The following is a 15,351-nucleotide window of genomic DNA, read 5'->3' as shown; positions in this document are numbered from 1 at the left end:
TTCGCAGTCTTTCAAAAAAGCGGCTCTTTGTCGTGTGAATGCATGTCACCCGGAAACGTGCATCGGTTCCGGGATGACGACATGCACAAAAATAAGAGGCTAAGGCGCATCGCATGAAGCGAATTCGATGCGATGCGCTTTAGTTGGCGGTCGATTCGGCCGGGCGGTCGTCGCCGGCCTCCGAGCCGGGAGCGATATCGCCGTCGGCCTTGGCGCGGCGGCGGATGGCGTGGCGCTTGCGGGTGATGCGCAGCCGTTTGATGCGGCGCGGATCGGCATCGAGAATGTGGAATTCGAAATTCGGAAGCGCCTGGACGACTTCGCCGCGCACCGGGATGCGGCCGAGGGCGGAGAAGATCAGGCCGCCCAGCGTATCGACTTCGTCGACCTGCTCGCTGATGTCGAAATCCGGCCCGATCGCTTCGGCGATCTCTTCCAGTTCGACGCGGGCGTCGGCGACGAAGACGTCTTCGGCGACGCGCTTGAACATCACCTCTTCGTCGTCATGTTCGTCGTCGATGTCGCCGACCACCATTTCGACGATGTCCTCATGCGAGGCGAGCCCGTCGGTGCCGCCATATTCGTCGATGACGAGCGCCATCTGTGTGCGGTTCACCTGCATGCGGCGAAGCAGGTCGGACGCCAGCATCGACGGCGGCACGAACAGGATCTTGCGGATGATGCCGGCCTCGGCCAGCGTCTTCTGCAGATCGACGCGGGCGAGATCGAAATTCGGCTTGGCCGAACGCGTCGGCTTCTGGATGTTCTCCGGCGCGACCTCGATGGCCGGCGCGGCGGCAGATTTGGCCGGTCCGCGGCGCTTGTTGCGCGCCTGCTTGGCGACATAGGAGAGCAGGTCGCGGATATGCACCATGCCGCGCGGATCGTCGAGCGTATCGGCATAGACGGGCATGCGCGAGCGGCCGGATTCCTCGAAGAGGATCATCAGTTCGCCGATGGTGATGTTCTGGTCCACCGCCTCGATGTCGGCGCGCGGCACCATCACGTCGGCGACGCGTACCTCGCGAAAACGCAGGATGTTGTGCAGCATCGCCCGCTCGTCGGGCGAAAAGGCGTCGTCATCAGCCGCATCGGTCATCAGCGCGTCGGCGAGATCCTCGCGCAGCCGCGAGCCCTGCTGGGGGCGGAGAATGCGCGCGGCGCGCGACCAGAAGGATTGGGATCGGCCGGATGGCCGACTACTACTGCCTGCCTCGTCCGAAGAAGAGGATGGCTCGGAGTCCTTGGCGTCTGCCGCCGGCTTCGTCGTAAAGTCGCTCATGGTTCCATTTTAAGGTCTTGACCCTCGTAGGGATCAGATAGGCCGAGCTGCGCCAAAATGCGAGTCTCCAGCCCCTCCATAATTTCGGCTTCGTCACTATTCATATGATCGTAGCCGAGCAGATGCAAGAAACCATGGACGAGAAGATGCGTCAGATGGTCGTCGAAACTCTTTTCGAGCTCCTTCGCTTCCCGCTCCACCGTTTCCCTGGCAATGATGATGTCGCCGAGCATCGGACCGGGCATCTTGCCGGGCTTGACGGGAAAGGCCGGAAAGGAGAGCACGTTGGTCGCCTTGTCCTTGCCGCGCCATTCGGCATTGATGTCCTGGATCGAGGCGTCGTCGGTAAAGACCAGCGAAACCTCGGGCGGCATCGTCGGAAAGGGCTGCTTCTCGCTGTCGCTGAGATAGACCGCGGCGGCGCCGAGCACGCGCTGGCAAAAGGACAGCAGCGCCTCCTCGGTGGGCCAGCCGATATCCTCGATGTTGATCTGGATGTCGAGTTCGGGCATCAGTCCTGCCGGCTGGCTTCTTCGGTTTCGACGGCATAGGTGGAATCATAAGCCCTGACGATGCGCCCGACCAGCGGATGGCGCACGACGTCGGTGTCCTTGAAGCGCACGATCGAGATGCCCTCGACGCCGTTCAGAAGCTGCAGGGCCTCGACGAGGCCGGACTTGACGCCGCGCGGCAGGTCGATCTGGCTCGGGTCGCCGGTGACGATCATGCGCGCATTTTCGCCGAGGCGGGTCAGGAACATCTTCATCTGCATCGACGTCGTGTTCTGCGCTTCGTCGAGGATGATCGCGGCATTGGCGAGCGTGCGGCCGCGCATGAAGGCGAGCGGCGCGATTTCGATGACGCCGGCGGTGATCGCCCGGTCGACCTTGTCGGCGGGGATCATGTCGTAGAGCGCATCATAGAGCGGGCGCAGATAGGGATCGACCTTTTCCTTCATATCGCCGGGCAGGAAGCCGAGACGCTCGCCGGCTTCGACGGCTGGACGCGACAGGATGATCTTTTCGACCGCGCCGCGCTCCAGGAGCTGGGCGGCATGCGCAACCGCGAGATAGGTCTTGCCGGTGCCGGCCGGGCCGACGCCGAAGACCAGCTCGGCACGCTCCAGCGCCCGCATATAGGCGTCCTGCGTCGGCGTGCGGGCGATGATGGTTTTCTTGCGCGTAGAAATCTGCGCCATGGTCAGCTTGGCCTTGCGCTCCATCGTGGGAAGGCTGAGCTGATCGTCGGCGGCGACCGCCATGCGAATTGCGCCCTCAACGTCGGATCGTTCCACGCTGCCGCCTTTCTGGAGCTTTTCATAGAGATAGTCGAGCGTGCGCCGCGCCTGGTTGGTGGTCACGACATCGCCCGATATGACGACGGAATTGCCGCGCGCCCGCGCATCGATATTGAGCCGTTCCTCGAGCAGCTTGAGGTTCTGGTCGAATTGACCGAAGAGCTCGCTGGCGAACCGGTTGTTCTCGAACGTCAGGACGAAGTGATTGGTATCGCTCGGCGTGCGGGGGTGGCGCGGTGAAGAAGAAACCAATTCTTGTCCGTTCAAGCGGTCGGGCTCCTTGGGTTAGACCGCAGCCTCTGCGCGTTCGGCAAACAGGCTGTTGGTTCCGGTTCCGGTGATTCGCACTTTGATAATGTCACCGATTTGCGATGCTTTTGCATCAACATTCACTGATTGAAGCCAGGGAGAACGTCCGATCAGCTGGCCGGGCATGCGGCCGGGCTTTTCGAGCAGCAGATCGATCTCCTTGCCGATGCAGGATTCGGCAAATTCCTGCTGCTGCTTCAGGAGAAGCGCTTGCAGGCGTTCCAGCCGTTCTGCCTTGGTTTCTTCCGGCACCTGGTCCTTCAGTTCCGCGCCGGGTGTGCCCGGCCGAGTCGAGTATTTGAACGAGAAGGCCTGCGCATAGCGCACCTCCTCCACAAGCCTGAGTGTATCCTCAAAATCCGCGTCTGTCTCCCCCGGAAAGCCGGTAATGAAATCGCCTGACAGCGCGATGTCGGGCCGCACCGTGCGGATGCGCTCGATTAGGCTGAGATATTCGGCGGCCGTATGGCGCCGATTCATGGCTTTCAGGATGCGGTCCGAACCCGATTGCACCGGCAGGTGCAGGTAGGGCATCAGCGCCCGGAGGTCGCGATGGGCCTCGATCAGCCGGTCGTCCATGTCGCGCGGATGGCTCGTGGTATAGCGCAGCCGCGCAAGCCCAGGGATCTCGGCAAGGCGGTAGAGCAGGTCGCCGAGGCTCCATGCCTCGCCGCGGGGGCCTGCGCCGTGCCAGGCATTGACGTTCTGCCCGAGCAGGGTGATTTCGCGCACGCCGCCTTCGACGAGCTTTTCGGCCTCCTCGACGATCTGGGAGACCGGACGCGACACTTCCGAGCCGCGCGTATAGGGCACGACGCAGAAGGTGCAGAACTTGTCGCAGCCCTCCTGCACCGTCAGGAAGGCGGTGACGCCGCGGGCGCGGATCTTGCGGCTCTCGGCGATCGGCAGATGCTCGAACTTGTCCTCGATCGCATATTCGGTATCGACGACGCGGCGGCCCTCTTTGGCCTGGCGCAATGCCTCCGGCAGGCGGTGATAGGTCTGCGGGCCGATGACGACGTCGACGGCCGGCGCGCGGCGCAAAATCTCCTCGCCTTCGGCCTGGGCGACGCAGCCGGCAACGCCGATCATCATCTCCCGGCCGTCCGCCGCCCGCTTCTTTTTCATCTCGCGCAGCCGCCCCAGCGCCGAATAGACCTTCTCGGCCGCCTTTTCCCTTATATGGCAGGTGTTGAGGAGAACGAGGTCCGCCTCTTCCATATCTTCCGTCGGCTCGTAACCGTCACGGGCGAGCGCATCGCTCATGCGCGTGGAATCGTAGACGTTCATCTGGCAGCCATAGGTCTTGATGAAGACCTTGCGGCTGTTGCTGCCATCGCGGAGAGAAATCTCCGGGGCCTGAAGAGTAGCGCTGTCCTGTGTCATGGCGCGCTATTTAGTGGTTTTTGCCGCTTGAGAAAAGGGACTCTCGTCTCAGCCCACATCGCGGCCGCGCAGGCTGGTGTTGAGAAGGCTGCGGATACGGGCGGCGATCGTCGCGCTGACGTCCTTGCGGTTGGTCTTGTCGCTGTATTCGATCGCCTCTCCGAAGGAGACTTCGGCATCGATCGCGCCGCATTTCACGATATCGATGAGATGCGGCAGAAGCTCGATATCGCCGGGCCAGGCGGCGAGCGGACGGTGATAGCGGCCCATGGCGATACCATGAACCCTGGTATAGGCGATCGAAACCGGCTGGACCATGACCATGCCGGTCGGCGAATAGGGCACGGCCATCGCCGCCGCGCCGAAGAGGGATGACTTGACCTCCAGCAGGCGATTGCCGTCAGAGGTCGTGCCCTCGGGAAACAGCACCACGATTTCGCCGTCGGCCATGCGGCCGGCGATCTCGCTTGCCTGGTCGCCGGTGCGGCGCTTTTCCTCGCGCACCACGAAGACGCTCTTTTGCAGCTTGGCGAGCGTGCCGAAGATCGGCCAGTCACGCACCTCTATCTTGGCGATGAAGGCGACGTCGGCGACGGCCGACATCACCATGATATCCATCCAGGAGGAATGATTGGAGCAGAGCATCAGCGGCCGGCGGTTTTCCAGTCCGCCGGTCACGCGGATGCGGATGCCGAGACAAGAGCAGATGATGCGATGCCAGACGCGCGGAAGCCAGCGGCGCAGACGCCAGTCGAAACGCAGGGCAAGTACCTGCAGCGGCATGAGCACGATGCTGACGAAGAGAATGACGACCGCGGCGAGGGCGATGCGCAGCCAGGCGATCAAATGCGATTCTCCGGGGCTGCCATGGCTTCAGTGATCTTCGTTCTTCAGCGGAATGCCGTAGAGCTCCAGGCGGTGGTCGACCAGCCGGAAGCCGTGCTCGCGGGCAATCCGCTCCTGCAGCGCCTCGATCTCCGGCGAACGGAATTCGATGACGGTGCCGTTCTTCAGGTCGATGAGGTGGTCGTGATGCTCTTCCGGCACCGTTTCATAGCGCGAGCGTCCGTCGCGGAAGTCGTGGCGGGCGATGATGCCGGCATCTTCGAACAGCTTGACGGTGCGGTAGACGGTCGAAATCGAAATCTTCGCATCGACCTTCACCGAGCGGCGGTAAAGTTCTTCGACGTCGGGGTGGTCCTGCGAGTCTTCGAGGATGCGCGCGATCACGCGGCGCTGCTCGGTCATGCGCATGCCGCGTTCGGTGCAAAGCTCCTCAAGGGTCTTGGCTACATCGGTCATGGCCCGCCTTTAGAGATATTCGTCTTTCGACAATGCCGCACGGCGTTTGCGCCGGCCTGCATATTGTCTCGCTGCAAGGGAACTACCGAAGAACGCGCTTCATGACAAGCGCCGTGGAAAGGGCGCCGTTCTCCTGCTTGTAGTAACCCTGGCGCTCGCCGACCTTTTCGAAACCGAGCTTGCGATAGAGGCCGAGCGCTGCCGTATTGCCGTTGTCGACTTCGAGAAACATGCTCTCGCCGCCGCGCGCCCGCGCTTCCCGCATGGCCGCCTGCATCAGCCGCCAGCCGAGGCCGGAGCGGGCGGCCTTCGCCTGCACGGCGATCGTCAGGATCTCCGCCTCGCCGGCGACCTCACGCGCGAGGATGAAGCCCGGGAGCGGCTTCCGCAGGATGGCATTGGTCTGGCGCGCGACGAAGCCGAACACGGTCTCCTGCGAAAGCAGGCTGTGGAATTCGCCGTCGCCCCAGGGACGGGCGAAGCGTTCGCCGTGCAAGGCGGCGACGTCGCGGCAATCCTCGCGCTCCATGGCGATGATTTCGAATTCGGGCTTCAGCGTCAGATAGGCTTCCAGCATCGTCATACTCGTCGCGCAATCGCATACCCGGCCTGCGGTTTGGCATCGGGTCCGCGCAGATAAAGGGGCTTCGGCTTTCCGGCATCGGGGGAGGCGGCAGCGCCGAGGCGCGCCACAAGGGAGATCGGGAATTTGTTGGCGTGGTCGCCGTCGGCATCGGGCCGGAGAAGCGGCGTCGCCGAACCGGTGATCTCACCGTCGAAGCCGGCGGCGAAAGCCTGTGCTTGCTCCACACTCAACGCCCGGGGTTCGTCGAGCGGAGAGCCGTCGGCTGCAAAGGGCTGAAGGTAGATTTCGTCCCGCTTGGCGTCCATTGCCGCAAGCACGGCGCGGTGAGGCGTCTTCTCACGCTGGGCGGATGCCATGACTTCGAGCGTGGTGATGCCGACGGCAGGCACATTGAGGGAGAGCGCAAAACCGCGGGCTGCGGCAACGCCGACGCGGATACCGGTAAAGGAGCCGGGGCCGATGGTGACGGCAAGGCGCTCGACGTCCGAAAGCGTCAATCCCGCCTGATCCAGCGCGCGGTCGACGATACCAATCAGATGTTCAGCATGCCCCTTGCCGATCATGTCCGATGCCTCCCCCAGCATCGTATTCCTGCCGCTGTCATAGACAGCGGCAGCGCAATCCACACCTGCCGTGTCGAGCGCCAGAACGATCATGCCATCAATTTCCGAATAAACTATTGTCGCCTATTCATAAATCCGCCCGGCCGAACTCTAGATGAACGGCCGGTGCAAATTCGGGCTTTTTAAGCGGCAATCACTTCCTGCACTTCCGGAACGAAATGGCGCAGCAGGTTCTGGACGCCGTGCTTCAGCGTTGCCGTCGAAGACGGGCAGCCGGAGCAGGAACCCTTCATGTTCAGATAGACCTTGCCGTCCTTGAAGCCGCGGAAGGTGATGTCGCCGCCGTCCTGGGCAACGGCCGGGCGCACGCGGGTCTCCAGAAGCTCCTTGATGGTCAGCACGATCGACTCATCGCCCTCGTCGAAGAATTCCTCACCCGCATCGGCATCTTCGGAGAGGATGGAAGCATCGCCCATCACGGGCTTGCCGGACATGAAATGCTCCATGATCGAGCCAAGGATAGCCGGCTTAAGATGCTGCCATTCGGCATTGTCCTTGGAGACGGAAATGAAGTCGTAGCCGAAATAGACGCCGGTCACACCGGGAATGTCGAACAGGCGCGCGGCAAGCGGCGAGGCCTCCGCCTCTTCGGCGCTGCGGAATTCGGCCGTGCCGTTTTCCATCACAACCTTGCCCGGCAGGAATTTCTGCGTGGCGGGATTGGGCGTCGCTTCGGTCTGAATAAACATCTGGTTCTCCATGCGGCGGGCTCGTGACCTCGGCCGTCTTTAGAATTCTTCAAAAGAAGATAAGCCCAATAGGGGCTCTAATCAAGAGACTTGTACTCAAGAAATACTCTCAGCAGAGAGCGTCGATTTCCTCGTTCGTCAGCGTATCCGGCAGCACGGTGACCGGGATCGGGAAGGCGGCCGCACGGCCGGCGACCGACGAAACCAATGGGCCGGGACCTTCCTTCGCCGAGCCGGCGGCGAGAACCAGGATCGCCACATCGCGGTCTTCCTCGATCACGGTGTTGATCTGTTCGGCCGCACTGCCTTCACGAATGACGACCTCAGGCTCGATGCCGATCGTTTCGCGCACGATCTGGGCGATCTTGGCGACAACAGCCTCGGCTTCCTCGCGCGCTTCGGCCCGCATGATCTCCTCGACGCCGAGCCATTGCTGGAAATCGCCCTCGGGGATCACGTAAAGCAGCACGAGGCCGCCATTGGAATTCTTCGCGCGCCGGCCGGCATAATGAACGGCGCGCTGGCATTCGGGTGTACCGTCGATGACCGCCATGAATTTGCGGCGATGACCTTCGAGCCGTGAGAGTCGCTTCGATACCATGGCGCGGACTCTGACACCCGAAGCGGAAAATTTGCAAGCCCCAGTTTTTGCTCCCCGCTCAGGGAGAGCTCCCCGAGCGAGAAGAGCAGGCTGCCTAGTACGAGAAGGGAAGGCTGCCTAGTAAAGGAAGCCGATGACGTCGCGCACTTGGCTCATCGTTACCTCGGCGCGTGCTCTCGCACGCTCGCCGCCCTTGCGCAGGATGGCGTCGATGTGGCTGGTATCGTCCATCAGCCGGCGCATCTCGCCGGTGATCGGCGCGAGCACGTGGATCGCCAGGTCGACCAGAGCCGGCTTGAAGACGGAGAATTGCTGGCCGCCGAATTCGGCAAGCACGTCCGCCTTCGACTTGTCGGCGAGCGCGGCATAGATCGCCACCAGATTGTCGGCCTCGGGACGGCCCTGCAGCCCGTCGATTTCGCTCGGCAAACCGTCCGGATCGGTCTTGGCCTTGCGGATCTTCTTCGAGATTGCCTCCTCGTCATCCATCAGATTGATGCGCGAGAGGTCGGACGGGTCCGATTTCGACATTTTCTTGGTGCCGTCGCGCAGCGACATGACGCGCGGCGCCGGCCCGCCGATCAGCGGTTCGACCATCGGGAAATAGGCATGCACCGGCTCGTCGCCGACGGTGATGTCGACGCCGTAGCCGCTCTTGCGGATATGTTCGGCGTAGTCGAGGTTGAACTTCATCGCGATGTCGCGGGCAAGCTCCAGGTGCTGCTTCTGGTCCTCGCCGACAGGCACGTGGGTGGCGCGATAGACGAGAATGTCGGCGGCCATCAGGCTCGGATAGGCGTAGAGGCCGAGCGAGGCCTGCTCGCGGTCCTTGCCGGCCTTGTCCTTGAACTGCGTCATGCGGTTCATCCAGCCGATGCGGGCGACGCAGTTGAAGATCCAGGCGAGTTCCGCATGCTGCGGCACGGCCGACTGATTGAAGACGATATGTTTTTCCGGATCGATGCCGGCGGCGATGAAGGCGGCGGCGATCGAGCGCGTCTGGCTCGGCATGTCCTCGTGCACCAGCTGGGCGGTGAGCGCATGCATGTCGACGACGCAGTAGATGCAGTCATTGCCTTCCTGCAGCGCCACGAAACGGCGGATCGCGCCGAGATAGTTGCCGAGATGCAGATTGCCGGTCGGCTGCACGCCGGAGAATACGAGTTTCTTGAATTCGCTCATGTCGTCCTCAATAGGCTGGTGGAGGGCCTACAGCGCCGCGCGTCTTTTCAGACGCGCAAAGGACGCTGTAACACTTCAATTATGCAGCGGGCTTTTTTCGCCTGTGTTGCTAACGCCGCGGCTTATGCACGGCCAACCCGTCGCAAGCAAGGGGTTCAGGCTGCGGCATGCTGGATCAGATCGAAGGTGTTGCCATAGGGATCCGCAAAGACCGCGACCGTGCCATAAACCTCATGTCGCGGCTCTTCCAGAAAGCGTACGCCGGCCGCAAGCATCGCGGCATGATCGCGCGCGAAATCGTCGGTCTTTAGGAAGAAGCCCACACGGCCGCCGGTCTGATTGCCGATCGCCGCCCGCTGCGCATCGTTTGCAGCCTGCGCCAGCAGAAAGGCGGCGCCATCCTCGCCTCTGGGCTTGACGACCACCCAGCGCTTGCCCTCCGGCTGCCGCTCGTCCTGCAGGCAACTAAAGCCGAGGGCGTCGCAATAGAAGGCCTTGGCGCGCTCGTAATCGTCGACGACAAGGGTGATGAGGAAGAGAGACTGAATTGCCATGTTGACCTCCTGTTTGGACGTTTATTCCATTTCAGAACAACTCTGTGCCAGATTTTAAGCCAAATTGATCAGGTTGCTTAGTTATAATTGAGTATAAAATTTCACAGAAAAGCTTTTATTGAACTGAAAATCCTCGATCGCGTTGCCGGCCCGACGGGCTGACGGGACAACCGATTGGAGGGACCATGCGGAACGCCAGTTTGCTCGCCATGGCAGGCCTTTTCGCCTTACAATCAGCAACCGGTGCGGCCGGTCAAGACACCAAGCGGCCGGCCGTTCATCTTGCAAAGCATGAGGCGCGCCTCGCCTATACCGTCCAGACCGTCAGCGTCCGCGCCGGTTGTTTCCCCGAACGCTTGAGAGCGGTCCTGTCGCATATCGCCGCGAAAACAGGACGCCGCCCGATGATAACGTCCGGTCACAGGCCGCGTCCCCGCCGTCACGGCTCCCTGCATGGAAAATGCCTGGCGGCTGATATCAGGATACCGGGCCTCTCGGAGCGCACCATCATCGCCGCGGCGAAAAGCGCCCCCGGCATCGGCGGCATCGGCAGCTATTGCAACGGCATCGTCCATGTCGACGTCGGGCCGCAGAGGCGATGGGTTGATTGCTAGAGTTTACGCGTCCTTTGCCGGAACCGGCTTGCGGTTCAGGTTGCGCCTTATCATGCCGAGATCGGCTCCGCCGATCAGGAAGGCGACGGCGAAATAGACCAGCATGGAAATCGCAATCAGCAGCCCGAGGGTGCCGATCTTGGTCAGAAGCGGCGCGCCTGATGCAAGCCAGGGGGCAAAGTACTGCTTGAGGAAGACGATGGCCGCACCCATCACCGCGGCGGCGACGACCAGCAGCGCGGTGCGCTTTGCCAGCGCCCATTCCCATGTCAGATGGCCGCGGCGCAGGAGCGTGGTGAACAGCAGCACGGTGCTGATCCAGCCGGCGGTGGCTTCGGCAACGGCGATGCCGGGCGCGCCCATATAGGGGAAGAGGGTCAGCGCGGTGGCGCAGTTGGTGGCAACCGCGATCGCCGAAAAGCGCATCGGCGTCTTGGTGTCCTCGCGGGCATAGAAGCCGGGCTGCAATGCCTTGATGAGCACGAAGGCAGGCAGGCCGATGCCGTAAATGGCAAGGATCGAGCCGACGACGAGGGTGTTTTCCTGATGGAAGGCGCCGCGCTCATAGAGCACGCGGATGATTTCGTCGGAGAGAATCCACAGCGCGAAGGCGGCCGGGATGGTCAGAAACAGCACGAATTCGATCGAGCGGTTCTGCAGGTTTCCGGCTTCGCGCAGGTTGCCGCCCTTCAGCGCCCGGGCAAGCTCCGGCAGAAGCACCACGCCGACGGCCACACCGACGACGCCGAGCGGCAGTTGGTAGATGCGGTCGGCATATTGCAGCGCTGCGATCGCGCCGTCGCGGGAGGAGGCGATCGCCTGGCCGATCAGCTGGTTGATCTGGGTGATGCCGCCGGTCACGGCGGCCGGCACCGCAAGGATCAGCAGCCGCTTGACATTCGCAGTCATCTTCGGGAAGCGGAAGCCGATGCTCATGCCGGCCGCCAGCACGCCGACATAGACGACGGCGAGCTGCAGGATACCGGCGGCAAGAACACCCCAGGAGAGATACCAGGCGGTCGCCAGCGGATCGGCGCCGGTATAGAGCGAATAAAACAGCGCTCCGATCATCACCACGTTGAGGAAGACGGGGGCGATGGCGGCGGCGAAGAAATGATGCAGCGAATTCAGCATGCCGCTCATCATCGCCGTCAGCGACATGCACATGAGATAGGGAAACATCACGGCCGCCATGCGGATCGTGATCGAGAATTTCTCGGGATCGTCGGCGAAACCCGGCGCAATGACGAAGCGCACCAGGAGCGGCATGGAGAGCTCCATCACGATGGTGATGAGGAGCAGCACCGAAAACAAAACGCCGAAGACTTCTTCCGAAAAGCGCTTGGCCCCATCCGTGCCGTTCGCCTCTATCTCCTTGGCGAAGAGCGGCACGAAGGCGGCGTTGAAGGCGCCTTCGGCAAACAGCCGGCGGAAGAGGTTGGGAAAACGGAAGGCGGCGTAGAACACGTCGGCCATCGGCCCGGTGCCGAGCGCCGCCGCCATCAGCGTTTCACGGGCGAAGCCGAAGATGCGGCTGCCGAGGGTTGCGCCGCCGACGGTCGCGAATTTCTTGACGAGGCTCATGCGTATAGGCTCATGCGGGAGAACCGGCTTTCTTGTCGGTGGAGGTCGATGTCCGGGCGGTGGCGGCGGGCGCGATGATGCCGGAGGGCATGCGCTCGCGCAGCTCGTCCTCCTCCTCGGCCATGACGGCCTTCATCCGGGCGGTGATGTTGGCGCGCTTGCTGTCGCCTGAAATCTTCTGTCCCACAAGATCGGTGACGTAGAAGGTGTCGATCACCTTTTCGCCGAAGGTGGTGATGCGGGCCGACTGGATGTCGAGCGACAGATCCGAGAGCACGGCTGTTATCTCCGACAAGAGGCCCGGCCGGTCGAGGCATTCCACCTCGATGACGGTGAACTTGTTCGACAGGCTGTTGGTGATGTTGACCGACGGCGGAATGACGAAGGCCTTGCTTTTCTTGCGATTGCGCGCGCGCGTGGCGATCACCTCGGGCAGGCGCTTGCGGCCGGACAGCACGTCCTCGATCATCCGTCCGATCGTGGCGGCGCGGCGCAATTCATCGGCATCGTCGGCAAATTCGCGGCTGACATGGATCGTGTCGAGCGCTCGCCCGTCCGATGTCGTGAAGATCTGCGCATCGACGATGTTGGCGCCGGCTGCCGCACAAGCGCCGGCGATGACCGCAAGCAGCCTGGGATGGTCGGGCGACAGCACGGTGATTTCGGTAATCGCGTGGAAACTGTCGGTGCGCACCGTCGTGGCAAGCGCCTGGCCCGCCTTGTCGGCCTGGCGGATGAAATGGGCGTGGCGGACCTGGTCTTCGAGCGGCACGGAGAGCAGGTAGGGCTGGTAGTGCAGCTTGGTATAGGTGTTGCGGTCCTTCTGGCTCCAGTCGGCGAGGGCGGCATGCAGCGCCTCGGCGGCGGCATTGGCCCGCTCCTTGCGGGAAACCTCCGAAAAGCCGCCGGCGAGCAGCAGCTCGGTTTCGTAATAGAGCGTGCGCAGAAGCTGGCCCTTCCAGCCGTTCCACACGCCGGGGCCGACGGCGCGGATATCGCAGATCGTCAGGATCAGGAGCATCTTCAGCCGGTCGAGCGACTGCACGCGGTCGGCGAAATCGGTGATCGTCTTGCGGTCGGTCAGGTCGCGGGTCTGCGCCACCATCGACATGGTCAGATGTTCCTCGATCAGCCAGACGACGATCTCGGTCTGCTTCTGCGACAGGCCGAAGCGGGCGCAGAGTTTGCGGGCGACGCGGGCGCCGGCGATCGAGTGATCCTCCAGCCGGCCCTTGGCGATGTCGTGGAGGAGAACGGCGACGTAAAGCGCCTCACGGTCCTCGATGTTGGATATCAGCTTGTTGGCGAGCGGATGCAGGTCCTCCGAGCGCGACTTGTCGATCTCGGAGAGAACGTCGACCGTGCGGATCAGATGTTCGTCGACCGTATAGTGGTGATACATGTTGAACTGCATCATCGCGACGATCTTGCCGAATTCGGGGATGAAGCGGCCGAGCACGCCGGCCTCGTTCATACGGCGCAGGATCAGCGCCGGATCGCGCTTCGAGGTCAGGATCGACATGAAGAGGCGGTTCGCCTCGTCGTTTTCCCGTAGGCTGTTGTCGATCAGCGCGAGCGAACGGGTGACGCGCTTCAGCGCATCCGGATGGAATTCCAGCCCGTTGATGTCGGCAACGTGAAAGAGCCTGAGGATGCTGACCGGATCGCGCTTGAAGACGTCGGCGTCGGCGAGCGCAATACGGCCGCGGTCTTCGACGAATTCGACGCTGCCTGCGATCTTACGATTGCGGTGGGTGAAGCGGCTGATGACGCCGGTGAGGCCGGGGATCGACTTCGCCTGCTGGTCTTCGAGCGCGGCGCACAGGATGCGCGTGAGATCACCGACATCCTTGGCGACGAGGAAATAGTGCTTCATGAAACGCTCGACGGCCGAAAGGCCGGGGCGGGTATGATAGCCGAAGGCTTCGGCGATCTCGCGCTGGATATCGAAGGACAGGCGCTCTTCGGCCTTGCCGGTGAGGAAGTGCATATGGCAGCGCACGGCCCAGAGAAAATCGTCGGCTTTCTCGAGCAGCCGGTATTCGTGCTTCGACAGCACCCCGAGCTTGACCAGCTCCGCCTGGTCGCGCACGTGATAATAATATTTCGAGATCCAGAACAGCGTGTGCAGGTCGCGAAGCCCGCCCTTGCCTTCCTTGACGTTCGGTTCGACGAGATAACGCGTGTCGCCCGCCTTGCGGTGGCGTTCATCACGCTCGGCAAGTTTGGCGGCGATGAATTCCGGGCCGGTGCCGGTGACGATTTCCTTGTCGAAGCGCGCTTCGAGCTCGGTCTCCAGCCGTTGCAGGCCGCAGATGTAGCGCATCTCCAGGATAGCGGTGCGGATCGTCATGTCGGACTTGGAAAGCGCGATGCATTCGTCCACCGTGCGGGTGGCATGGCCGACCTTGAAGCCCATGTCCCAGAGCACGTAGAGCATGAATTCGACCGCCTTGTGCGTCTCTTCCGCCGGCCTCGGCAGAAAGAGGAAGAGCAGGTCGATATCGGAGCCCGGCGCCAGCGTGTCCCGGCCGTAGCCGCCGACGGCGGTGACCGCGAACTTGTCCTTCTGCTGCGGAAAGATATGGGTGGTGGCGAAATCGTAGAGGACGGTGATGATCTGATCCTGCAGCCAGGAAATCCGGTAGGCGCAATTGAGCCCGCCGCCGTCGGCCATCAGCGCCGCGCGCGCCTTCTGCCGGCCTTCCACACTCGCCTTCTTCAGCACCGCGAGAAGATCGGCGCGCATGACATCGGGCCGGTTGCGATTGGCTTCGGCGACGGCGTGGCACTGCTTCTGCAGCAGTTCGGCGTCGAGGATCTGGGAGAAATCGAGGTCGCGCATCGCTGCCACAGGGGCGGTTTCCTGTTCATGCCGGGCTGCCGGTTCAGGGCTTTCCGCTTGTTTCATCTGCATGCGCTATAGCCTCTTTGCCCGTGGATGACACGGGCCTGGATACTGCAAGAACCTTTAAATTTGGCGAAATGGTGTTGCCATGCTGCAATGCGGGACGCTTTGACGCAAGACGCTGGGTTGGGAAAGCCCACCGGCGTTTCCGAAAAGCCTCAAGCGGCGGTCTGCGCATGCAGCGAGTACAGCACTTGCCGGGTCTCGCCCAGGATCTCCTCCAGCGTTTGCCTGTCGCATTCGCGATAACCCGCCTTGGCGATCGAGGTCGCGAGTTCGCAGATCATAGCGCAAGAGCGTGTGATTTTCAGCAATCCGATCGGCGAGGTCCAGCCGCGCGCATTGCGGTCCTCGTCGGCGCGCCGCATCGTGTCGAGCATGGAGCAGATGAGCGAGAGGCGCTCAGTTTCACGAACGAGCTTCTCCATGAACAT

Annotated in this window: 16 protein-coding genes; 1 reads left to right on the top strand and 15 read right to left on the bottom strand. The window is 62.5% G+C overall.

Going from position 1 to position 15,351, the window contains the following annotated elements:
* Nucleotides 1-139: 139 nt before the first annotated feature.
* From QD408_RS00955 to QD408_RS00900, 12 genes are all read right to left on the bottom strand, one after another.
* Nucleotides 140-1,282 (bottom strand): hemolysin family protein, encoded by a 1,143-nt coding sequence (locus tag QD408_RS00955; protein WP_414138040.1) that lies wholly within the window; start codon nucleotides 1,280-1,282, stop codon nucleotides 140-142.
* Complete coding sequence (gene ybeY / locus QD408_RS00950; RefSeq protein WP_088684497.1) at nucleotides 1,279-1,794, bottom strand: rRNA maturation RNase YbeY; 516 nt, start codon at nucleotides 1,792-1,794, stop codon at nucleotides 1,279-1,281. The genes QD408_RS00955 and ybeY overlap by 4 nt, the downstream gene beginning before the upstream one ends.
* Nucleotides 1,794-2,846: a PhoH family protein gene (locus QD408_RS00945; protein WP_088684498.1), complete on the bottom strand. Its 1,053-nt coding sequence runs from the start codon at nucleotides 2,844-2,846 to the stop codon at nucleotides 1,794-1,796. The genes ybeY and QD408_RS00945 overlap by 1 nt, the downstream gene beginning before the upstream one ends.
* Before the next feature lie 18 nt (nucleotides 2,847-2,864).
* A complete protein-coding gene (gene miaB, locus QD408_RS00940) occupies nucleotides 2,865-4,274 on the bottom strand; it encodes a tRNA (N6-isopentenyl adenosine(37)-C2)-methylthiotransferase MiaB (RefSeq protein WP_414138039.1) in 1,410 nt (469 codons plus the stop codon).
* Between the two features lie 48 nt (nucleotides 4,275-4,322).
* Complete coding sequence (locus QD408_RS00935) at nucleotides 4,323-5,120, bottom strand: lysophospholipid acyltransferase family protein (RefSeq protein ID WP_088684500.1); 798 nt, start codon at nucleotides 5,118-5,120, stop codon at nucleotides 4,323-4,325.
* A 27-nt stretch (nucleotides 5,121-5,147) separates the two neighbouring features.
* Complete coding sequence (locus tag QD408_RS00930) at nucleotides 5,148-5,576, bottom strand: Fur family transcriptional regulator (RefSeq protein ID WP_088684501.1); 429 nt, start codon at nucleotides 5,574-5,576, stop codon at nucleotides 5,148-5,150.
* A gap of 82 nt (nucleotides 5,577-5,658) precedes the next feature.
* Nucleotides 5,659-6,159: a GNAT family N-acetyltransferase gene (locus QD408_RS00925; RefSeq protein ID WP_414138038.1), complete on the bottom strand. Its 501-nt coding sequence runs from the start codon at nucleotides 6,157-6,159 to the stop codon at nucleotides 5,659-5,661.
* The gene (tsaB, locus tag QD408_RS00920) at nucleotides 6,156-6,818 is read right to left on the bottom strand and encodes a tRNA (adenosine(37)-N6)-threonylcarbamoyltransferase complex dimerization subunit type 1 TsaB (protein WP_414138037.1); all 663 of its coding nucleotides are present in this window, start codon (nucleotides 6,816-6,818) and stop codon (nucleotides 6,156-6,158) included. The genes QD408_RS00925 and tsaB overlap by 4 nt, the downstream gene beginning before the upstream one ends.
* Nucleotides 6,819-6,907: 89 nt before the next feature.
* Nucleotides 6,908-7,474, bottom strand: a complete 567-nt coding sequence (locus QD408_RS00915) for a NifU family protein (RefSeq protein ID WP_088684504.1) — start codon at nucleotides 7,472-7,474, stop codon at nucleotides 6,908-6,910.
* 109 nt (nucleotides 7,475-7,583) lie between these two features.
* Nucleotides 7,584-8,075 (bottom strand): universal stress protein, encoded by a 492-nt coding sequence (locus QD408_RS00910; protein ID WP_414138036.1) that lies wholly within the window; start codon nucleotides 8,073-8,075, stop codon nucleotides 7,584-7,586.
* 117 nt (nucleotides 8,076-8,192) lie between these two features.
* Nucleotides 8,193-9,257, bottom strand: coding sequence for a tryptophan--tRNA ligase (trpS, locus tag QD408_RS00905; protein ID WP_088684506.1), 1,065 nt, complete (start codon nucleotides 9,255-9,257; stop codon nucleotides 8,193-8,195).
* A 155-nt stretch (nucleotides 9,258-9,412) separates the two neighbouring features.
* Entirely contained in the window at nucleotides 9,413-9,811 is a 399-nt protein-coding gene (locus QD408_RS00900; RefSeq protein ID WP_414138035.1) for a VOC family protein, read from the bottom strand.
* A 185-nt stretch (nucleotides 9,812-9,996) separates the two neighbouring features.
* Here QD408_RS00900 and QD408_RS00895 point away from each other — a divergent pair, with 185 nt between their 5' ends.
* Nucleotides 9,997-10,425: a YcbK family protein gene (locus tag QD408_RS00895; RefSeq protein ID WP_414138034.1), complete on the top strand. Its 429-nt coding sequence runs from the start codon at nucleotides 9,997-9,999 to the stop codon at nucleotides 10,423-10,425.
* Between the two features lie 3 nt (nucleotides 10,426-10,428).
* On the opposite strand, the gene murJ is transcribed toward QD408_RS00895, so the two are convergent.
* The 3 genes from murJ to QD408_RS00880 all read right to left on the bottom strand — a co-directional run bounded on the left by murJ (nucleotide 10,429) and on the right by QD408_RS00880 (nucleotide 15,351).
* Nucleotides 10,429-12,009: a murein biosynthesis integral membrane protein MurJ gene (gene murJ, locus QD408_RS00890; protein ID WP_414138033.1), complete on the bottom strand. Its 1,581-nt coding sequence runs from the start codon at nucleotides 12,007-12,009 to the stop codon at nucleotides 10,429-10,431.
* Between the two features lie 10 nt (nucleotides 12,010-12,019).
* Nucleotides 12,020-14,926 (bottom strand): [protein-PII] uridylyltransferase, encoded by a 2,907-nt coding sequence (locus QD408_RS00885; protein WP_414138032.1) that lies wholly within the window; start codon nucleotides 14,924-14,926, stop codon nucleotides 12,020-12,022.
* Between the two features lie 149 nt (nucleotides 14,927-15,075).
* On the bottom strand, nucleotides 15,076-15,351 hold the full coding sequence (locus tag QD408_RS00880; RefSeq protein WP_088684511.1) for a hypothetical protein: 276 nt from the start codon (nucleotides 15,349-15,351) through the stop codon (nucleotides 15,076-15,078).

The organism is Rhizobium sp. BR 249 (genome assembly GCF_047445895.1).
GTDB lineage: Bacteria > Pseudomonadota > Alphaproteobacteria > Rhizobiales > Rhizobiaceae > Rhizobium.
This window is presented reverse-complemented; position numbering and strand designations above follow the sequence as displayed.